Annotated in this window: 16 protein-coding genes and 1 pseudogene; 7 read left to right on the top strand and 10 right to left on the bottom strand. The window is 65.3% G+C overall.

Annotated features, from left to right (window positions below; all coding sequences use genetic code 11):
* Nucleotides 1-7: 7 nt before the first annotated feature.
* Nucleotides 8-1000, bottom strand: a complete 993-nt coding sequence (gene hemC, locus D4Q52_RS03025) for a hydroxymethylbilane synthase (RefSeq protein ID WP_425328446.1) — start codon at nucleotides 998-1000, stop codon at nucleotides 8-10.
* 247 nt (nucleotides 1001-1247) lie between these two features.
* Between hemC and D4Q52_RS03020 the strand changes: the two genes are divergently transcribed.
* From D4Q52_RS03020 to D4Q52_RS02995, 5 genes are all read left to right on the top strand, one after another.
* Entirely contained in the window at nucleotides 1248-2561 is a 1314-nt protein-coding gene (locus D4Q52_RS03020; RefSeq protein WP_119855050.1) for a DUF3422 family protein, read from the top strand.
* The gene (locus tag D4Q52_RS03015; RefSeq protein WP_119855049.1) at nucleotides 2561-4165 is read left to right on the top strand and encodes an alpha/beta hydrolase; all 1605 of its coding nucleotides are present in this window, start codon (nucleotides 2561-2563) and stop codon (nucleotides 4163-4165) included. The genes D4Q52_RS03020 and D4Q52_RS03015 overlap by 1 nt, the downstream gene beginning before the upstream one ends.
* Entirely contained in the window at nucleotides 4162-4653 is a 492-nt protein-coding gene (locus D4Q52_RS03010) for a CIA30 family protein (RefSeq protein WP_119855048.1), read from the top strand. Before D4Q52_RS03015 ends, D4Q52_RS03010 begins: the two co-directional genes overlap by 4 nt.
* A 107-nt stretch (nucleotides 4654-4760) precedes the next feature.
* Nucleotides 4761-5990, top strand: a complete 1230-nt coding sequence (locus D4Q52_RS03005) for a Coenzyme F420 hydrogenase/dehydrogenase, beta subunit C-terminal domain (protein ID WP_119855047.1) — start codon at nucleotides 4761-4763, stop codon at nucleotides 5988-5990.
* Between the two features lie 368 nt (nucleotides 5991-6358).
* On the top strand, nucleotides 6359-6811 hold the full coding sequence (locus D4Q52_RS02995) for a PA2169 family four-helix-bundle protein (RefSeq protein ID WP_119855153.1): 453 nt from the start codon (nucleotides 6359-6361) through the stop codon (nucleotides 6809-6811).
* Nucleotides 6812-7069: 258 nt separating this feature from the next.
* Here the strand turns inward: D4Q52_RS02995 and D4Q52_RS02990 are convergent, their stop codons facing one another.
* The 9 genes and pseudogenes from D4Q52_RS02990 to pufB all read right to left on the bottom strand — a co-directional run bounded on the left by D4Q52_RS02990 (nucleotide 7070) and on the right by pufB (nucleotide 17300).
* Nucleotides 7070-7513 carry a hypothetical protein gene (locus D4Q52_RS02990; protein WP_119855152.1) on the bottom strand — a complete coding sequence of 148 codons (444 nt, stop codon included), beginning with the start codon at nucleotides 7511-7513 and terminating at the stop codon, nucleotides 7070-7072.
* Nucleotides 7514-7761: 248 nt separating this feature from the next.
* On the bottom strand, nucleotides 7762-10923 hold the full coding sequence (locus tag D4Q52_RS02985) for a multidrug efflux RND transporter permease subunit (RefSeq protein WP_119855045.1): 3162 nt from the start codon (nucleotides 10921-10923) through the stop codon (nucleotides 7762-7764).
* A 6-nt stretch (nucleotides 10924-10929) separates the two neighbouring features.
* Entirely contained in the window at nucleotides 10930-12147 is a 1218-nt protein-coding gene (locus tag D4Q52_RS02980) for an efflux RND transporter periplasmic adaptor subunit (protein ID WP_119855044.1), read from the bottom strand.
* A 388-nt stretch (nucleotides 12148-12535) separates the two neighbouring features.
* Nucleotides 12536-14098: pseudogene (locus tag D4Q52_RS02975) on the bottom strand (flavin-containing monooxygenase).
* Between the two features lie 228 nt (nucleotides 14099-14326).
* Nucleotides 14327-14617, bottom strand: a complete 291-nt coding sequence (locus tag D4Q52_RS02970) for a hypothetical protein (RefSeq protein WP_182915217.1) — start codon at nucleotides 14615-14617, stop codon at nucleotides 14327-14329.
* Nucleotides 14618-14628: 11 nt separating this feature from the next.
* Nucleotides 14629-15291: a hypothetical protein gene (locus tag D4Q52_RS02965; RefSeq protein WP_119855043.1), complete on the bottom strand. Its 663-nt coding sequence runs from the start codon at nucleotides 15289-15291 to the stop codon at nucleotides 14629-14631.
* An 18-nt stretch (nucleotides 15292-15309) separates the two neighbouring features.
* A complete protein-coding gene (locus tag D4Q52_RS02960; protein WP_119855042.1) occupies nucleotides 15310-16737 on the bottom strand; it encodes a PucC family protein in 1428 nt (475 codons plus the stop codon).
* 215 nt (nucleotides 16738-16952) lie between these two features.
* A complete protein-coding gene (locus D4Q52_RS02955; protein ID WP_011504171.1) occupies nucleotides 16953-17132 on the bottom strand; it encodes a light-harvesting protein in 180 nt (59 codons plus the stop codon).
* Nucleotides 17133-17144: 12 nt separating this feature from the next.
* The gene (gene pufB / locus D4Q52_RS02950; RefSeq protein WP_011157052.1) at nucleotides 17145-17300 is read right to left on the bottom strand and encodes a light-harvesting antenna LH1, beta subunit; all 156 of its coding nucleotides are present in this window, start codon (nucleotides 17298-17300) and stop codon (nucleotides 17145-17147) included.
* A gap of 346 nt (nucleotides 17301-17646) precedes the next feature.
* Here pufB and D4Q52_RS02945 point away from each other — a divergent pair, with 346 nt between their 5' ends.
* Nucleotides 17647-19989, top strand: coding sequence for a GAF domain-containing protein (locus tag D4Q52_RS02945; RefSeq protein WP_119855041.1), 2343 nt, complete (start codon nucleotides 17647-17649; stop codon nucleotides 19987-19989).
* Between the two features lie 16 nt (nucleotides 19990-20005).
* Nucleotides 20006-20677: a response regulator transcription factor gene (locus tag D4Q52_RS02940; protein ID WP_119855040.1), complete on the top strand. Its 672-nt coding sequence runs from the start codon at nucleotides 20006-20008 to the stop codon at nucleotides 20675-20677.
* Nucleotides 20678-20773: the final 96 nt, after the last annotated feature.

Raw genomic sequence — 20773 nt, 5'->3', positions numbered from 1 at the left:
GGATGAGTTACTCCGGCCGCGTTTTTTCGATGATCGCGGCGGCGCCCTTGCCGAGCAGATCGAGGCCGACACTGCGGCCGAGCTCGCGCGGGCGATCGGCTCGCCCGGTGCGGGTGGCTTCGATGAACAGCCCGCCTTCCTGATCGAGCACCGAGGCGCTCAGCGTCATCTCCGAGCCGTTGATGGTGGAGTAAGCGGCCATCGGCGAGTTGCAATGGCCGTCCAGCACCCACAAGACTTCACGTTCCGCATCGCAACAAAGCCGCGCTTTGGGATCGTCGATCAGCGCCAGATATTTGCGGGTCTGCCAGTCATTGATCGGACACTCGACCGCAACGATGCCCTGCCCGGCCGATGGCAGCATCTCGTCCGGCGTGAAGTCGTGCGCGATGCGATCGGCAAAGCCGACGCGCTCGAGACCGGAGCGCGCCATGATCAGCGCATCGGCGGGACCGACCTCGCCGCCGTCCGGCAGCCGCTGCTTCTCGCCATTGTCGAGCTTGCGCAGGCGTGTATCGGCGGCGCCGCGGAAGTGAATGACGTTGACCTCGGGGAACAGCCGCCTGGCGTAAGCGGCGCGGCGCACCGCGTTAGTGCCGATGGTGTAGCCCTTGCCGCGCGAGGCCTTCAATTCGTCCAGCGTCAGGCCCTTGCGCAGCACCAGCGAGTCGTTGGCCGGATCGCGCGCCAGGGTGGCGGCGACGATCAGCCCGGGTGTCTCTTCATTGGCCGGCATGTCCTTGAGCGAGTGCATGGCGCACTGCAACTCGCCGCGCAGCATCGCGGCGCGGATCTCCGCCACGAACGCCCCGCCCTTGCCGCCGTGCGGCAGCAGCTTGCTGACCTGATCACTGTCGCCGACGGTCTCGAACTTCACGATCTCGACGTCAAGTTCGCTCGCGGCTGCACGCAACTGCTTGGCGATGTCCTCGGTCTGGGCAAGCGCCATCACGCTCTTGCGCGTCCCAATGCGGACTGGAATTTTCACCACACGCTCCATTCGACGACCGCGAAGGGCCCGCGGCGATTGACGGCCGAACAATACCAGTCCGGGCCAAATTGCAAACAGATGACTACCGGATTTTTCGTAAGACCGGGCGGGGTGCCGCGGTCGTTGATCTCGAACAATTCGGGCGCCAGCGACGGCCTTACACTGCCTGTGCAGGTAAAACCTTTCGGCTTCTGTCCATCGCGCCACAATGCTACTCAAGTCAATCGGCGCAATGTTGAGCAAGGTCAAAATACCCATGACGGCAGAAGTTCGGATCGGTGACGGCGATGGTAGACTTTCGCCGCATCCATTGCGGGCGGTCGTACTCGGCGAGGTTCACGCGCGCCCTTTCACGGCCCTCTCGGTGCCGGCGCGCGTGCTGCACTTCGCGTTCGATACTACGAGTGACAGGGCGGCAGCCGACCGCGCGGCCATGACGCGCTTCTGCGAGTCGCGCGGACTGCAGGGGCCGACGATCGGCGAGAAGCACCATCGCGCCAGCTTCGGAACGACGACGCTGCGCTGGGAGCAGCACTCGGAATTCACCACCTACACCTGGGAGTTCACCGCCGACGCGACCACGACACCGTTTCATCCCGATGCGTCGTCCCTCGCCTCGCCGATGCGGCTGCTGCCGCAACCTGGTCCGTTGCTGGTGGCGGTGGACCTGCACGTGCTCGCCGACAACCCGCCGGTGACCGCGCCGGAGCGGCTGTTCAATCGCGCCAGCCTGGCAGTGGCGGAAAACTCCGATGGCGCGGCGTTGTACGCGACCGACTTCCAGCCGGGCCCGTCGGGGTTTGTGCGGGTGCTGGTGGTCGACCGCGGCATGGCGCCTGAGCGCGCCGGCGCGCTGGTGCAACGCGTGCTTGAAATCGAAACCTACCGGACGCTGGCGCTGCTCGGCCTGCCGGAAGCGCAGCGGCTCGGCCCATCGATCAGCAATGCCGAACGTCGCCTCGCCGAAGTCACCGCCGAGATGCGCAGGGCCGGCGACCTCGAAATCAACAACCGCCTGTTGCGGGAGCTCACCGAACTCGCGGCGGAAGTCGAGGCCGGCGCCGCCGCCAGCCTCGGCCGGTTCAGCGCCAGCCGCGCCTATGAGGAAATCATGACCGGCCGCCTCGCCACGCTCGGCGAACGCAAGGTCGGCGGCCTTCCGACCTGGTCGTCGTTTCTGGCGCGCCGGATGAAGCCGGCAATGCGCACCTGCGCCACCACCGAGGCGCGGCAGTCGGACCTATCGCTCAAGCTCGCGCGCGCCGCCAATCTGTTGCGCACCCGCGTCGATGTCGAACTCGAACAGCAGAACCAGGAACTGCTGAAATCGATGAACGCGCGGACCCGGCTGCAGTTGCGGCTGCAGACCACCGTCGAAGGCCTGTCGACCGCGGCGATCACCTACTACGTGGTCGGGCTGTTCGGCTACCTGGTGAAAGGCCTGCACGAGGCCGGTCAGATCAAGGTCGACCCTAATCTGGTTACAGCAGGCTTCGTGCCGATCGCAGCGCTCTCGATCTGGTGGACGGTGCGCAGCATCCGCAGGAAACACATCGCGGGTGAGGACTGATGAAGTCCGGCCACAGCTTCGGCGCCGTCCGCATCGTCGTCGCGTTGCTGGCGGTAATCGCGGTAGCGCTGGCACTGTGGCAGCTGCAGCGCGGCAAGGGTGACCTGATCGTCGCCCATGCGACCGTCGGCGATACGCCGCTGACGGTGTTTCGCGCTCCGACCACCACGCGCGCGCCCGTCGTGGTAATCGCTCACGGCTTCGCCGGCTCGCAGCAATTGATGCAGCCGTTCGCCCAGACCATGGCACGCAACGGCTACATCGCCGTCACCTTCGATTTCACCGGCCATGGCCGCAATCCGGTAACGATGAAGGGCGACGTCGACGAGCCGACCAGGATCACCGGCGTGCTGGTCGACGATCTGGCGCGCGTCACCGACTACGCGCGAGCGCTGCCGCAGAGCGACGGCCGCGCTGCCGTGCTCGGCCATTCGATGGCCTCGGACATCGTGGTGCGCTACGCGATGGCGCACCCGGAGATCGTCGCGACCGTCGCAGTGTCGGTGTTCACCCGGGTCGCAACCGCGACGAGCCCGCGCAATCTGCTGGTGATCGTCGGCGCGCTCGAGCCGCAGATGCTGATCGACGAGGGCCTGCGCATCGTCAATCTGTCGACCGGCGGCGGCGCCGTTGCCGGCCGCACCTATGGCGAATTCGACAAGGGTACCGCACGGCGGCTGGCGCTGTCCTCCGGAGTCGAACATATCGGCGTGCTGTACAGCCAGGACTCACTGCGCGAGGCGCTCGCCTGGATGAACGACTCCTTCGGCCGCACCAGCAGCGGCTGGATCGACCGAAGGCCGATCTGGCTGGCGCTACTGTTCGGTGGACTGATCGCGCTGGCGTGGCCGCTGTCGGCGCTGCTGCCGCAAGCCGCGCCGGTGCCGATGGGCGCCAGCCTCGCCTGGAAGCCGCTGCTGATCGCAGCCATCGCGCCCGCGGTGCTGACACCGCTGCTGCTGTGGAAGGCGCCCACCGACTTTCTGATCATCCTGCTCGGCGATTACCTGACGCTGCATTTCCTGCTGTATGGCGCGCTGACCGCCGCGATTCTCTGGCTCATCCGGCTACGCCAGCGCAAGGCGGCGACGCATCCGCCGCACCACGCCGGCCACAGCCTTGCGCGGCTGGAATCGCTGCCGGACCCGGCGCATCCACGGACCTCGATCGCCGCTCTGATCATCGCGGCGACAGTTGCGATCGCCTATAACATCATCGGCTTCGGCTGGCCGCTCGATACCTATCTGTTCTCCTTCATGCCGATCGAACCGCGCGTGCACCTGATCGCAGCGGTCGCCTGCGGCACCATCCCGTATTTCGTCACCGCCGAATGGATGGCGCACGGCGAAGGCGCGCGGCGCGGCGCCTATGCGCTGGCGAAATTCTGCTTTCTCGCCTCGCTCGCCGCCGCGGTGGCGCTCAATCTGCACAAGCTGTTCTTCCTGATCATCATCGTGCCGGCAATCCTGCTTCTGTTCGTCGCCTTCGGCCTGATCAGCAACTGGACCTACAAGGCCACCAACCATCCATTGCCGGGCGCACTGGCGAACGCCATCCTGTTCGCCTGGGCGATCGCGGTGACATTCCCGATGGTGATCCGATGACGGAGATCGAGCTGTGGCCGGATGCGGGCCGACGGCGCTGGCGCCTGATCACCGACATGGTGATGGGCGGCGTGTCGCAAGGCACGCTGCACGCGCCGAGCGCCGGAGAGCACGCACCGGTGCGGATGCGCGGCGCGGTGTCGACCGAGAACAATGGCGGCTTCATTCAGATCGCGCTGGACCTTCAGCCGGACGGCGGCGCATTCGACGCCAGCGCCTTCACGGGCATCGGACTCGAAGTCTTCGGCAATGGCGAGACCTACGGCGCGCATCTGCGCACCACCGATATGGTCCGGCCGCAGCAATCCTATCGCCACGCCTTTGTGGCGCCGCCGCATCCAACGGTGCTGCGGCTGCCGTTCGCGGAATTCCAGCCGCATCGCATCGAGACGCCCTTCGTGCCGGCCCGGCTGCGGCGGGTCGGGCTGGTGGCGATCGGGCGGGCGTTTGATGCAGATCTATCGGTGGTCCGGCTTTGGCTCTATTGATCGCTGACGCCTGACTTATGGCGAATGGCGAGGCTGTGCAGCGCTCTTTTAGAACGGCCGCATCGGCACGCGAAGGCGCCGCAACGTGCCGCGGCGAAGGAATGTGCATGGACAGCCGCGTCGTTCCCGATCAGCTGATCACCCCACCGCTCAACGCGCCGGCGCCGCGCGAATTGTGCACCGATTGCGGCGTGTCGCGGATGAGCGACCCCAAGCAGTGCGGCCAGGCGTGCCAGTTCATCAAGCCGAACTATCCGGCCATGGAGCACACGGTCCACGGCCGCACGCGCGATGCCGGCAAACCGGACGAAGCGTTCTTCGGCCCCTACCGCCGCATGCTGCAGGCGGCGATGAAACGGCCACGCGACGGCGCGCAGTGGACCGGCATCACCACCAGGATCGGGGAGCGGCTGCTGGAAACCGGCGCGGTCGACGCGGTGCTGACGATGGCGGCCGACCCGGACGACAAATGGAAGCCGCGGCCGGTGCTGGTGACCCGCGCCGAGGACATGGCGCAATGCCGCGGCATGCGGATGGGCTACGCGCCGTCGCTGGCGCTGCTCGAGCCGGCGCGCGCCGCCGGCTACAAGCGCCTCGCTGTAATCGGCATCCCCTGCCAGATCTATGCGCTGCGCTCGCTGGAGCAGACGCTCGGCTTCGAGCGGCTGTATGTGATCGGCACGCCCTGCTCCGACAACACCACCACCGAAGCGTTTCACGGCTTCCTCGAGCTGCTGTCGGACAAGCCCGAGACCATCACCTATCTGGAGTTTCGCGCCGACTATCATGTCGAGCTGCGCTTCGACGACGGCCGCGTGGAGGAGATCCCGTTTCTGCTGCTTCCGATCTCCAAACTGCCGTCCGACTTCTTCCCGATCACCTGCCGCACCTGCGTCGACTACACCAACACTCTGGCCGACATCACGGTCGGCTACATGGCCGGACGCGGCGAGCAGTGGCTGCTGGTACGCAACCAGCGCGGCGAGGAATTGCTTCGCCTGCTCGGCGACGAGGTCCGGCTCAGCGAACCGACCAGCGCCGGCAAGCGCGCCGCGCCGGTGAAGGGCTTCCTCAAGAACACCGAGCTTGCCGCTGGCGGCCTACCGGTGCGCGGCATGCCGAACTGGCTGCGGCCGTTGATGGGCTGGCTGATGCCGAAGGTCGGCCCGCGCGGCCTGGAATTCGCCCGCGCCCGGGTCGAGATGAAGGCGGTTGAAACCGTGCTGCATCTGCGCCGGGCCTACAAGCACAAGATCAAGAACATGGTGCCCGCGCATGTCTGGGCGTTGGTGAAGCCGTATGGACTGACGCCCCAAGACGGCGAACAGCGCAAGTAACTTCGCAGCGGCTGGGCGTCTGCCTGCGGAGGCGAAATGGAGAACTCCGCGGGCGGTTCGGAGGAGGCCACTATTGAGTTCCGACGTCATTTCGAGGAGCGAAGCGACGAAGCAATCCAGAGGCTCAGTGCACGGCGCCCGGATTGCTTCGCGGAGCCTGTCATCGGGCGGCGCAGTGCGCCGACCCGGTGGCTCGCAATGACGCAGCACAAGCTTGGCCATGACCGACAAACCCAGAGGCGTTGGTAATCGGATAGGCCCTGAGGCGTCCGGCATAATCCGGACAGAACCACGCTCCGCCCTCCCGGTTGTTTGCGCACGGAACCGCGCCTCAAGCGCGCGTCCGCAATCACCCGATGGAGGCTTACTTGGATACCAACATTCTCGATCACTTGAAAACGCTGCACACCGCCGCGATCGACGCCCGCAACGGTTACCAGGAAGCGCTCGAAGACGCCGAGGGCAAAGGGCTGACGTCGCTGTTTCGTGACATGATCGCGTTGCATCACTCCAATGCCGATGAACTCGCCGCGTTGCTGATCGGCGCCGGCGAACAAGCCGACGACAGCGGCTCGTTCATGAGCGTGGTGCACAGGACCATCATGAGCGTGCGTTCGCTGTTCGACGGCCTCGACGGCAGCGTGCTGCCCGGGCTGATCGATGGCGAGAAGCGCAACGTCTCGAAATACGACGACGCGATCGCGGCCGCCGGCGCCGACGCCACCGTGCTGCCGACACTCACAGCGCAGCGCAGCAAGATCCAGGACAAGATCACCCTAATGGAGCAGCAGAACGCCGCCTACGAGGCCGCGAAGGCGTAGTTGGAGCACTGTCGCCCTCGCGACGATGCTCATCTGCTACCAGTCAACCGCTCTCCTCGTCATGCCCGGGCTTGTCCCGGGCATCCACGCCTCGCTGAGATCGCGGCGAAAAAGGCGTGGATGGCCGGGACGAGCCCGGCCATGACGGACGGGATGTGGGATCTCTCAAGGCAATAGCTTCCGCTGGTCGATTTGCCGAGAGCACAAGCAAACGGGGGCCGAAAGGCCCCCGTTTGTCGTACTGATCAGATATCGCGCTTACTTGGTCAGCGTGCCGGTGTTGCCCGGGGAGTTGCCGACGCCGGCGTCGGAGCCGGTCGGGGCGACGCGGGTGTCGGTGCCGGGATTGGCCGGCTGATACTGCTTCGGCTCGTTCTGGATGTTCTTGGGCTGCGCCATGCCGGTGGTGCCGCTGGTCGCGGCCGGAGCCGTTACTTGCGCGGTCTGGGTGTCGTTGCGCGAGCTGACACCGGTGGCCAGCAGGCCCATGGCAATCAGCGCGAACACGGTGATGCCGATCAGTTCCGGCAGGGCACCGTCCGGCGCGGCACCACGACCGTTGCCGTTGCCTTCCAGCGTATCGGCCGCGACCGCGCGGTTCGAGCGCGACTTGATGAAGTTGAGGAACGCGAAGCCGACGATCGCGATTCCGGCCGCCAGCGTGAAGAACATCAGCCAGCTAATGGGTTGGTCACCGTTCATGAAAATCTCCGTCAAATGGGTTGAACACTCGAATGTCACCTGTCGACTGACAACCGGAGGTTTTCTCAAAGGTTCCAACGCCGGCCAGTGCCGGCCTGCGGCGAATGACGCCTGAGATGCTCCGCTGGAATCGAACCAGCGGGGTCGAACGAGAGCTTTTTCGGTACTGATCGAATCAGAACCGGAGCTCTAGGGCTTCCTTAGACGCGTCTTCACGCGAACCGGTATCCACGTCGCTCGACAACGCTCTAAACAGCGTCCTTGGGAAGCTGCGCGTGCAGCGGCACATCGTGGGGCTGCACCACAGGATCATCGGACTTGTCGCGGCCGAGCACGCGCTGCACTACGACGTAGAACACCGGCACCATCAGCAGCGCCAGGATCACCACCGCGATCATGCCGCCCATCACGCTGGTGCCGAGCGCCTGCTGGCTCTTGCCGCCGGCGCCCGTGGCGATCGCCATCGGCAGCACGCCGCAGACGAAGGCGAGGCCGGTCATCAGGATCGGCCGGAAGCGCAGATGACAGGCTTCCATAGTGGCGTCGCGCAGCGACTTGCCCTCCTTGCGGAGGTCCTTGGCGAATTCGACGATCAGGATCGCGTCCTTTGCGGCCAGTCCGATGATGGTGATCAGACCCACCGTGAAGTACACGTCGTTCGGCAGCGAACGCATCATCGCCGCGATCACCGCGCCGGTGATGCCGAGCGGCACCGTGAGCAGCACCGCGACCGGAATGGTCCAGCTTTCGTACAGCGCAGCGAGCACCAGGAACACGACGAGCGCCGACAGCCCCAGCAGGAACGGCGCCTGCGAGCCCGACAGCTTTTCCTGCAGCGACTGGCCGGTCCAGTCGTAGCCGAAGCCGCGCGGCAGCTGTCCGGCGAGCCGCTCCATCTCGGCGATCGCATCGCCGGTGGTGAAGCCGGGCCTCGCCTCGCCGCTCATGCGGATGGCCGGATAGTAGTTGAAGCCGACGACCTGGGTCGGGCCCTTCGACCATTCGATGGTGGCGAAGGACGACAGTGGCACCAGCTGGCCGCGGCTGTTCTTGACGTTGTAGGTCAGGATATCGTCGGCTTTCATCCGGTCGGGAATGTCCGCCTGCACGATGACGCGCTGCATACGGCCGCGATTCGGGAAGTCGTTGACATACGCCGAGCCGAGATTGGTCGAGATGGTGTTGTTGATGTCCTCGAAGGTGACGCCGAAGGCGCTGGCCTTTTCGCGGTCGATCACCAGGTTGATGACCGGGGCCGGCGGCAGACCTTCGACATAGACGTTCTGCAGAACCGGGCTGGCATTGGCGGAGGTGACGAGTTGCTGGCTGGCCTGCACCAGCGCCTCATAGCCCTTCTGGCCGCGGTCCTGCAGGCGGAAGCTGAAGCCCGAGGAGTTGCCGAGGTTGTCGATCGGCGGCGGCTGCTGCGCCGCGATACGCGCGTCACGCACCGAGCCGAGTGTCTTGTTGGCCTCGGCGACAATCGCGGCCGCGGACGAATTGGCATCGCGCTCCGACCAGTCCTTCAGCGTGACGAAGGCCTGCGCGGCGTTCATGCCCTGGCCGAGGAAGCTGAAGCCGGTGAGGAACGTGACGTTCTCGACGCCCTCGCGCTTGAGCAGATAGTCCTCGACCTTCTTGATGACGTCGTAGGTCCGGTTGTAGGACGATTCAGACGGGGTCTGCAGGTCGACGGTGATGAAGCCCTGGTCGTCGATCGGCAGAAAGCCGCCGGGCATCCGCACCAGGCCCCAGCCGAGCACGCCGACCAGCACCGCGTACAGGATCATCAGCCGCCCGGTGCGGCCGAGATTCCAGCGGACCACGCTGGAATAGCGTTCGCGGGTGCTGTCGAGGATGCGATTGAAGCGGCCGAAGAAGCCGCGTTCGGCGTGGGCGTGACCCTTCACCACCGGCTTCAGCAGCGTCGCGCACAGCGCCGGCGTCAACGACAGCGCCAGCAGCGCCGAGAACGCGATCGCCGACACCATGGTCACGGAGAACTGCCGATAGATGATGCCGACCGAGCCCGGGAAGAACGCCATCGGCACGAACACCGCGATCAGCACCGCGGTGATGCCGACGATGGCGCTGGTGATCTGCGACATCGCCTTGCGGGTGGCTTCCTTGGGCGGCAGCCCCTCCTCGGCCATGATGCGTTCGACGTTTTCAACCACCACGATGGCGTCGTCGACCAGGATGCCGATCGCCAGCACCATGCCGAACATCGTCAGCATGTTGATCGAATAGCCGAACAGCAGCAGCGACACGCAGGTGCCGAGCAGCGCCACCGGCACCACGATGGTCGGAATGATGGTGTAGCGGATGTTCTGCAGGAACAGGAACATCACCACGAACACCAGCACCACCGCTTCGAGCAGCGTGTGCACCACCTTGGTGATCGAGGCCTCGACCACCGGCGTGATGTTGTAGGGGATCTCGTATTTGATATTGGCCGGGAAGAAGCGCGACAGCTCCTTCATCTTGGCCTCGACCGCGCTCGCGGTGGCGAGCGCGTTGCCGGTCGGCGACATCAGCACCGACAGGCCGGCGACCGGCTTGCCGTTGAGACGGGTGTTGAACTGATAGGAGAAGCCGCCGATCTCGATGCGCGCGACGTCGCGCAGCCGCACCGTCGAGCCGTCCGGATTGGCGCGCAGCACGATGGCGCCGAACTCGTCGGCGGAGGAGAGCTGGCCCTTGACCAGCACCAGCACCGAAATCTTCTGGCCCTTGTCGCTGGGCTCGGCGCCGATGGCGCCGGAGGCGACCTGGGCGTTCTGGGCCTCGATCGCCTTGGTCACCTCGGCGGCGGTGAGATTGTAGCCGACCAGCTTGTCGGGATCGATCCAGATGCGGAGCGCGCGCTCGGTCGAGTACAGCGTGGCGCGGCCGACGCCGGGGATGCGGCGGATTTCGCCGAGCACGTTGCGGATCATGAAGTCGCCGAGGCCGACTTCGTCGAGCGAGCCGTCGGTCGAACTCAGCGTGATGATCTGCAGCACCGCGCTCGAGGCTTCCTCGACCAGGATGCCCTGCTGCAGCACCGCGCGCGGCAGCCGCGCCTCGATGCGCTTGATGCGGTTCTGCACGTTGACCGACGCCATCTCGGTGTCGGTGCCGGGCTCGAAGTTGGCGATGATCTCGACCTGCCCGAGCGAGTCCGAGGTCGATTCGAAGTTGAGAATGCCGTTGGCGCCGTTCAGCTCTTCTTCGATCAGCCGGGTGACGCTGTTGTACAGGTTCTCAGGCGACGCGCCTGGATATTGCGTCGACACCGAAATCGAGGGCGGCGCGATGATCGGATACTGCGCGATCGGCAGAAACGGAATCGAGATGACGCCGAGCAGACAGATGAACAGCGCAACGACCCAGGCGAAAATCGGCCTGTCGATAAAAAAGGCGGGCATCGGCGCTTATTGCACCTTCTTGGTCGGTCCGGCGGGCTGGGTCGTGGCGGTCTGGGCGGGCTGCGACGCCGCGGCCTTGGTCTCTTCGGCACTCACCGGCACCACGGCGTCGCCGGCCGCGAACTTCTGAAAGCCCTCGACCACAACCTTGGCGCCCGGCTTCAGACCATCGAGGATCAGCCATTGGCCGTCCTGCTGGGAGCCGACGCGCACCGGCTGCACCGCGACCCGGTTGTCGTCCTTGACGACGAACACTTCACTGCCGCCGCCGGCATTGCGCTGGATCGCCTGGTCGGGCACCGCGATCGCGTCGGCGTCGTAGCCCTGCTCGATCCGCACCCGGACGTACATGCCCGGCAACAGTTCGCGGTTGGGATTGTCGAATTCGGCGCGCAGCGTCACCTGGCCGGTGTAGGCGTCCACCTTGGCTTCAGAGAACAGCAGCTTGCCGGCAATCGGATAGACCGAGCCGTCGTCGAGCACGAGACGAGCGCGCGCCGCGTCCGGCGCGATCTGGTCGAGTTCGCCGGACTCGAAGGCGCGGCGCAGCCGCACCATTTCGGCAACCGGCTGGGTGAAGTCGGCATAAACGTGGTCGAGTTGCTGAATGGTGGCGAGGTTGGTGGCGTCGTTCTGCACCACCAGCGCGCCTTCGCTGACCAGCGCGGCACCGATGCGGCCGCTGATCGGCGCCCGGATGGTGGCGTATTCGAGATTGAGCCTGGCACGGGCGACCTCGGCCTCGCGCGCCGCAACTTCGGCCTCGGCCTGGCGGGAGTTGCTGGCCGCGACTTCGTTCTGCGCCTTGGAGGCGGCCTGATCGCGCGCCAGCGCGGCGACGCGCTTCGCATTCAGTTCAGCCTGCTCACGCGCGGCAGTCGCCTTGGCGAGCGCGGCTTCGGCCGCCTTGAGATCGACTTCGAACGGACGCGGATCGACCTGATACAGCGGATCGCCGGCCTTCACCTCGCTGCCCTGCTGGAACGAGCGCTTGGTGACGATGCCGGACACGCGCGAGCGAACATCGGCGACGCGCACCGGCGCGATTCGGCCCGGAAGTTCGCGAACGATCGCGCGGGCGTGCGCCTTGACGGTGATGGTGCTGACCTCGGGCTTGTCCGGCACGGCCGCATTGGCCACCTTGGGTTCGTTGCAGCCGGCCAGCACCGGCGCCAGACACATCAGTGCCGTCGCCGTGAAGGCAAACTTGATCATTCCCCGCATCGAACAAACCTCTTGAAAAACCGCCCGGCAAGCTGCCGGCATCGCGACACGCGTGCTGAAGGCACGCGGCGCTGCACCTGCGCATTGCTACAGGCGTCTGATGAACGGAAATTAAGTTTGAATTGGTGCGGCACAACATTAAACGCCGGCGGCGCAATGTCACAGCTATAGCAACTATTTGATTTGGATCGACTTTTAAGATTCACGCTGTCGTGAGCGAGACTTGAGTTCCCCGCTCTCAACGCGTTGTGATGGATGCAGCCTCATGGTGCTGCCTGCAACCACCCCCGATCCGTCAGGCGCGGGCCGGCTTTACCCTCATAGCGGGAACGGCGGACCTCCCGATGCGCGAGCTGGGCCTGCGGCGCGATTCGGGACCTGACCTGGCTCAGCGGGCGTAGACAAACGCAGGATCGTCGAGGTCGATCTTCGGCAGTTCGTCTTTTTCGGTCCAATAGTCCTGGCTGTGCTGCCATTCGGGCTTAGTGCCGCGCTTCGGCAACAGGTGCATGCCGCGCATCAGATAGCCTGGGTTGAAGTTCTCTGGATCGATCCAGGGCAGCAGTTCCATGCCGGCATCTTCGGGCCGCAGCGCCGGCACGACACTGCGGTGGCCGTGCTGCTTCATGTGGGTCAGCAGGCGGCAGACGAAATCGGCGACCAGATCCGCCCGCAGCGTCCAGCTGGCGCGGAAATAGCCGAACACCCAGGCCATGTTGGGCACGCCGGTGAACATCATGCCGCGATAGGTGACGGTGTCGGCGAAGTTCAGCGGCTGGCCGTCGATGCTGAAGGCGATGTCGCCGAGCACGTTGAGGTTGAAGCCGGTCGCGGTGACGACGATGTCGGCCTCGAGCGTGTCGCCGGACTGCAGCTTGATCCCGGTCTCGGTAAAGCGTTCGATCTCGTCAGTGACCACCGACGCCTTGCCGGAGGCGATGCCCTTGAACAGGTCGCCGTCCGGCACGAAGGCGATACGCTGCCGCCACGGCCGGTAGCTCGGCATGAAATGCGGGTCGAGATTGTAGTCCGGCCCGAGATGCGCGCGGACGCCGGCGAGCAGTTCCTGCTTCACCACCTCCGGCTCGCTCATCGAGCGCCGCGTGAAGGTCGCCTGATCGAACAGAATCTTGCGGCGAACGATCTCGTGGATCCACTCCTCGGAAACGCCGAGTTCGCGCAGCGTATCGGCGATCTCGATCTTGTTGCGGCCGGGAATGAAATAGGTCGGCGAGCGCTGCAGCACGGTGACGTGGGCACACCCCGGCGCCAGCGACGGCACCAGTGTGGCGGCGGTCGCGCCCGAGCCGATCACCACCACCTTCTTGCCGCTGCAATCGAGGTCATCGGGCCAGGTCTGCGGATGCACGATGCGGCCTTTGAACTCGGCCATGCCGTCCCATTCGGGCGTGTAACCTTCGCTGTGGCGATAATAGCCCTGGCACATCCAGAGGAAGTTCGCGGTGACGCGGACCTGTTCGCCGGTGGCGGTGCGCTCGGCCACGATGGTCCAGCACCGCTCGGCGCTCGACCAGCTCGCCGACTGGATGCGATGGCCCTAATGGATGTGGCGACCGAGATCGTTCTCCTCGATTACTTCGCCGAGATAGTCGCGGATCTCCGCCGCGGTCGCGATCGGCTTGCCGGTCCACGGCTTGAAGCGATAGCCAAAGGTGTAGAGATCGCTGTCGGAACGAATGCCCGGATAGCGATGCGTCAACCAGGTGCCGCCGAAGCTGTCCTGTGCTTCGAGCACCGCGAAGCTGGTGCCGGCGCATTGCCGGGTCAGATGATAGGCGCCGCCGATGCCGGAAATGCCGGCGCCGACGATCAGCACGTCGACATGGTCGGGCAGGAGATCAGGCGAACGACCGGCCAAGTGATCGGAAGACTCCGCCGCGTGAGCAGAGGGCCTGACGCGCGGGGCAGCGGCTTCGGCAGACTGGGTCATGTTTCCTCGACTTTTTTGTCGTTGGAAACAGATTGCCGCCTGCGACGCGCTTTGCCCAGCATTTTCTGCGGCGAAGCCGAGCTTGCGCAGCACCGCAAAGCGCGCCCCGATTGCGAATTTTTCGCCGCGCGAAAGACTCACTTTGTCAGCTGCGATGCTGCCTGAAATGCAAAACGCCGCGGGCATCGCTGCCCGCGGCGCGTTGAGGCCTAGAGGCCGCTGGCTGGCTCAGATGTTGAGCAGCAGCGGATAGCCCGAGAACGACTTGTACTCGCCTTCCTGCTTCAGCAGCAGCGGCGTGCCCGAGAACGACTGATACTCGCCCTCCTGCTTCAGCAGCAGCGGCGTACCGGAGAAGCTCTGGTACTCCCCTTCCTGCTTCAGCAGCAGCGGCGTGCCCGAGAAGCTCTTGTACTCGCCTTCCTGCTTCAGGATCAGCGGGGTGCCGGAATAACCTTCGTACTCGCCCTTCTGCTCGAGAATCAGCGGAGTACCGGAGTGTCCTTTGTATTCGCTCATGATCAATTCCTTTACTTAGAGAGCACTGGCAGGCCCAGCCAGGAGGAGAAGATGGTCGGATTGTTGATCAGCAGCGGCTCGCCCGAATAGGATTTGTACGGACCGCTGCTGTCCAGCAACAGGGGAGTCCCGGAAAAGGACTTGTAGGGACCGCTGCTGTCGAGCAGCAACGGCGTTCCGGAGAACGACTGATATGGGCCCTTGCTGCTGATGACGAGCGGCGTCCCCGAGAAGGTCTTGTCGCTGTCGACGAGCAGCCAGTCGCCGGAATAGGATTTGTACTTGCCCGAGGTGTCGAGCAGCGTGCTGAGATGCAGCATGTTCGAGAACGGCGTCGCTTCGCTCTGTTCGGCGGTCGCCGACGACGATTTCTGAATGCTGATCTTGTTGGGACCGTAGCGGTCGAGGATCTCCGCGGCCTTGGCGGCGAAGCCGAACTCGGCCTTCACCGCGACCACGACGGCGCCCTTCTTGACGTAGTCCGCATAGAGGCGTGCTTCGCCGCTGGGAACGTAAGCCTTGCCGAGCGCCGCAATGATGTCGTCCACCGAGCTGGATTTGCCGCTTTGGTAACCGGTGACAATCGAGTAGCGATAGCTGGCGTTCTTCAGGTCGGCTTCCAGCGCCGCGAGCTTGCTGCTGGAATCATACAACCGGGTGATGATTTGCGTCATGGTGGCTCCGTTCTAGTCTCAGGACCGCGAGGGTTGGCCCTGCATCAATAGGGTGTCCCGTCGCCTGATCAGCGGGACCATCGTGACGAGCGTCGCGAACAGCAGCAGCAGTTCGAGGCAGTAGACGAAATTGTAGCCGGCTGCCGGTCCGAGCTGCGGCGCCAGCGCCGTCACCGCGTCCCGCAGAATGCCGCCGAGCGCGATCGCGACGCCGGCCGCCGAGGCCTGCACCGCACCCCAGGCGCCGAGCGCAAGCCCAGCCTGGTCCTTCGGGGCAGCGTTCATCGTCGCCGTCAGCGTGCCGTGGCCGAACAGACCGGCACCGAAACCGATCAGCAGCGTGCCGAAGCCGAACATCAGCGCCGAGGCAGCGCCCTGCAGCTCCGCCGCGAAGATCACCAGCAGGAATGCCGGGATACCGACCAGCGCGCCGGCGCTCGCCATCCGGAACGGGTCGGCGCCGCGGCTCAGCACGCGCGAGGCGAGACCGAAGCCGAACAGACCGCCGACCGCCAGCGCGGCAGTGAGCTTAGTGGTGTCCCCGACCGACAGATGCAGGATCTGCCCGCCATAGGGCTCGAGCAGCACGTCTTCCATGCTGAACGCCATGGTGCCGAAACCGACCGCGACCAGCCGGCGCATCGCGTTGTCGCCGGAGATGAAGGCATCCCACGATTGCCGGAAGCCGCCGGCCGGCGCGCCGGGATGAGCGGTGGCCACCTCGCCGCCGGTCCGGCGACGCGCCTCCATCTTCCAGGAGGCGACCGCGTTGAGCACGATGGTGACGACGGCCGACCCCTGAATCACCTGAATGAGGCGGCCGGGCGAGAAATCAGCGAGCAGCATGCCGAAGATGATCGCGCTCGCGATCATGCCGAACATCAGCATGGTGTACATCAGGCCGACGACCTTCGGCCGCGTCTCGGGCGCGGCGAGATCTGTGGCGAGCGCGAGACCGACGGTCTGCGTGGTGTGCACGCCGGCACCGATCAGCAGAAACGCCAGCGCGGCGCCGACCTGACCGATCCACACCGGCGCGTGCCCGGCCTCGCCGCCGCCGGACAGCACCAGCAGCGCGAACGGCAGGATCGCCAGGCCACCGAACTGCACCAGCGTCCCCTTGTAGAGGAACGGCACGCGGCGCCAGCCCAGCACGGATTTGTGGACGTCGGATTTGAAGCCGATCAGCGCCCGAAACGGCGCGAAGATCAGAGGGAGCGAAACCATCACGCCGACGATCGAGGCCGGCACGTTGAGTTCGACGATCATCACCCGGTTCAGGGTGCCGACCAGCAGCACCAGCGACATGCCGACCGCGACTTGAAACAGCGACAGGCGGAGTAACCGGGACAGAGGCAGATCCGGCGTCGCCGCATCCGCGAAAGGCAGAAAGCGAGGCCCCAGCGAGGCCCAGACCTTCATCATCTTTTGGCTGACTGTGTTCATCGTCCAGCAAATCCAGCTTGCAAGAGGCCGGCGACGTTGATCAGCGTGATGGAGATCAGCATGACCGAACGGACGACCCGAACGAACAGCACCACTTTGCGCCCGGAGATGAACTGCGGCAGATCAAACCGCCGGCGCGATCACCTCGGCTACAAAGCAAGCGACCGGGACCCGTGGATCCCGGTCCAGCCACACAGCTTCGAAAGAAGCTGCAATTAGCCGATGGTGACCGAGCTCTCGATCGCCGCAGTCTTACCGTTCCAGTACTTCGGGAACCAGGTGGTGTGCGACAGCACGGCGTAGTGAACGAGGATGGCGATCACGGTGACGCTGCCGAGCAGGAGCGGCAGGCCGACGGTCGGCTTCACGACAGTCCAAATGCGACCTTGATTCATCTTAGATACTCCTTAGTGCAGCCAGGGCGAGTAAACATACGCCAGGAAGTGCGCGACGATCGCGATCGCGCCGAAAATGCGCGTGCCGTCGATGACGTGCTTGTGGAGCTCTTCCGATTCCGCGATCGTCAGGCCAGTCGGCCAGACCTTGTTGGGATCGTCTGCCATAGTAAAAACCTCCTAAGAGACTTTCGATCAGTTTCGTGCTGAACCCGCACGGAGGTAGTTTCGCTGCTACGCCGAACAGAGTTCGTGTGGTCTCAGCAATTTTGATGTTCGCCTCGTCACCCGTCCGCGCCGTCAGCTTGCGCCTGAACGCGGGACCGATGCGGGGCTCGTCCAATCCCGGGTGCGGTCAGGCTCATCGCCCTTTCGATCACATCCGAGTGATTGTAAGATGATCCTGACACACATCTTTGTCAATTTAACATGACACTCAGGGGTGTCCGTGTCATACCGGACATCCTCAAACCGGTCCGCCGAGTCCCGGACACGGAAAATTGAGAGAAATGTGATGCAGATTGGCATTGACAGTTTTTCGGAATTGAGAAGCACGAATTTTGGTGGTGACAGCCAGAATTTCTGCGATCGCGAAGCCATTCATCTGCCTGGATCGATCCAGCCCCATGGTGCGCTGCTGGCGCTGGCTCCGGACGATCTGCACGTCGTTCACGCCGCCGGGGATACGGCGCCGCTGTTCGGCGTACCCGCCGACAGGCTTCCCGGGACTTCGGTCGCGACGCTGCTCTCCGCCGATCGGATCAGCAAAGTCCGCGCCCTGCTGGGACCTGGCCGCAAGCTCGAACGACCGCTGCACGCCTTCGTGCTGACTACGCCAGAGGTGAACTGCTCCGACGCCGTTGCGGTCGACGTCGTCGTGCATCAGGCGTCCGGGCTGCTGGTCCTGGAGTTCGACCCGCGCCGGGAAGCAGCGCCGGAGAATTCGCTGGCGCTGGTGCAATCGATGATCCGCCACGTGCAACGCGCCGACGGCGTACAGGCGTTCTGCAACGCCGTAGCCGAGGAAGTCCGCGCCGTCACCGGCTTCGAACGGGTGATGGTGTACCGCTTCGCTTCCGACAGCAGTGGCGAAGTGATCGCCGAATCGCGCGCAGCGGGGATCGAAAGCTTCCTCGGCCTGCGCTACCCAGCCTCCGACATCCCGCAGCAGGCGCGGGCGCTGTATCTGGCGAATTGGATGCGCGCGATTCCCGATGCGCGCTACGCGCCGGCGCCGATCGTGCCGGCCGCGGACCCGCAAACCGGACAGCCGCTCGATCTCAGCCAGAGCGTGATCCGCAGCGTCTCGCCGGCACACCGTCTGTACCTTGCGCATATGGGCGTCGTTGCGTCGATGTCGTTGTCGATCATCCAGCACGGCAAGCTGTGGGGACTGATCGCCTGCCATCACGGCTCGCCGCGCTATCTGCCCTACCGGCTGCGCGAAGCCTGCGAGATGTTCGCCGAGATGGCCTCGTCGCAGCTCGAGGCCAAGGTCGGCGCCGAGCAACTCGCGGCGCGGCTGCGCAGCACGCGGATCCACGAAGAGCTGGTGACGCGGATGAGCCAGGAATCCGATCTGGCCGAAGGGCTGATCCGGTTTCATCCCAATCTGCTCGACTTCATCCCGGCAACCGGCGTCGGGCTGTGGATCGACGGCCACTTCACCGGGATCGGCGTCACGCCGGACGCGGCGCAGACCGAAGCGCTGATCGGCTGGCTCGGCGCGACCTCGAACGAGGGGATCTTCCACACCGACAGCCTGCCGCTGCTCTATCCGCCGGCCAACGCTTTCGCGGATCGCGCCAGCGGACTGCTCGCGTTGTCGCTGTCGAAGTCGCCGCGGGACTACGTGCTGTGGTTTCGGCCCGAAGTGGTGCGCACCGTCACCTGGGCCGGCAATCCGCACAAGCCGGTCGGCGTCGGCCCCGGCGGAGAATTTCTGACGCCGCGGCGAAGCTTCGCGGCCTGGCAGGACTCGGTGCGGCTGCACGCCGAGCCATGGCTCGTCTCCGAGATCGAAGCCGGGCACCGACTGCGGGTGTCGCTGCTCGAAGTCGTGCTGCACCGGATCGACGGCATCGCGCGCGAACGCAAATCGGCGCGGCTGCTGCAGGAGCAGCTGATGCGCGAGGTCGAATTCGGGCTGCGCCGCTCGCAGGACGTGGCGCAGACCCTGCAGGAGGAGACCCGCCGACGCGTCTCGGTCGAGGCCGATCTGTCGCAGGTGCTGCGGCGGACCGTGGAAGATCAGGAAGCCGAGCGGCTGCGGATCGCCCGCGAACTGCACGACACGCTCGGCCAATCGCTCACTTTGCTGCAGCTCGGCTTCGAAACCATCGGCCAGGCCGCCCCGGACAATGCCGACCTTCAGGGCCGCATCAGCGGCATGAAGACGCTCACCGCCGATATCGGCCGGCAGGTGAACCGGCTGGCGTGGGAGATCCGGCCGACCGCGCTCGACGATCTCGGAATTCAGACCGCGATCCAGCATCTGCTCGACGCCTGGAGCGAAAAAGCCCAGGTGCAATTCGATCTGCACATGACGCTCGGTGACCGCCGTCTGCCCGCCGCGATCGAGACGACGTTGTATCGCGTGCTGCAGGAAGCGCTGACCAACATCGTCCGCCACGCCGCCGCGACGCATGTCAGCGTCATTCTGCGATTGACCGACCAGCAGGTGATGATGGTGGTCGAGGACGACGGCCGCGGCTTCGTCAATCCCGACGTCGACCGCCCGCCGGAGCGGCTCGGCCTGCTCGGCATCCGCGAGCGGCTGACGCTGGTCGGCGGCTCGCTCGAAATCGAATCCGCGCCCGGCAAGGGCACCGCTTTGTACGCACGTATTCCGTTGTAAGCAGGGAAGCACATTCATGGACCAGCAGGCCCCTCCCCGATTGCGCGTATTCCTCGCCGACGATCACCCGGTCGTGCTCAGCGGCATGAAGGCCCTTGTTGCCGGCGATCCGGCCATCGAGGTCGTCGGCGAAGCCAATGACGGACCGAACGCGCTGCGCCGCGCGATCGAGCTGAAGCCGGACGTCGCCGTGCTCGATCTGTCGATGCCCGGGCTCAACGGCATCGAGGTGGCGCGCAAGTTTCTCGCCGCCTGCCCCGAATGCCGCGTGCTGGTGCTCACCGTGCACGAGGACGGCGCTTACTTGCGGCAGTTGCTCGATCTCGGCGTATCCGGCTACGTGCTGAAGCGCTCGGCCACCGACGAGCTGATCCGCGGCATCCATGCGGTCGGCACCGGCGGCATCTATCTCGATCCCGCCATCGCCGGCCGCGCCATCGGCCGCACCGCGCCGCACGTTCAGAATGGCGACGAGCACAGCGCCGTGTCGGAACTCTCCACCCGCGAGATCGAAGTGCTGCGGCTCGCCGCGGTCGGCCACAGCAACAAGACCATCGCTGCCAAGCTGCAGATCGGCGCCAAGAGCGTCGAGACCTACAAGGCGCGCGGCATGGCCAAGCTCGGCTTCCACAACCGCGTCGAGGTGGTGCGGTTCGCGCTCAGCATGGGCTGGCTGTCCGACCCATAGGAGTTCGCGCTCCCCGCGTTTGCCCGCGCCCGCGCGAGCCGCTAGCCTCCCGCCGAACCGAAGTCCTGCACGCGACGTCGTCGCAGACGACAGGAC

Origin of the sequence: Rhodopseudomonas palustris (genome assembly GCF_003591005.1) — a bacterium.
Lineage (GTDB): Bacteria > Pseudomonadota > Alphaproteobacteria > Rhizobiales > Xanthobacteraceae > Rhodopseudomonas > Rhodopseudomonas palustris_K.
This window is presented reverse-complemented; position numbering and strand designations above follow the sequence as displayed.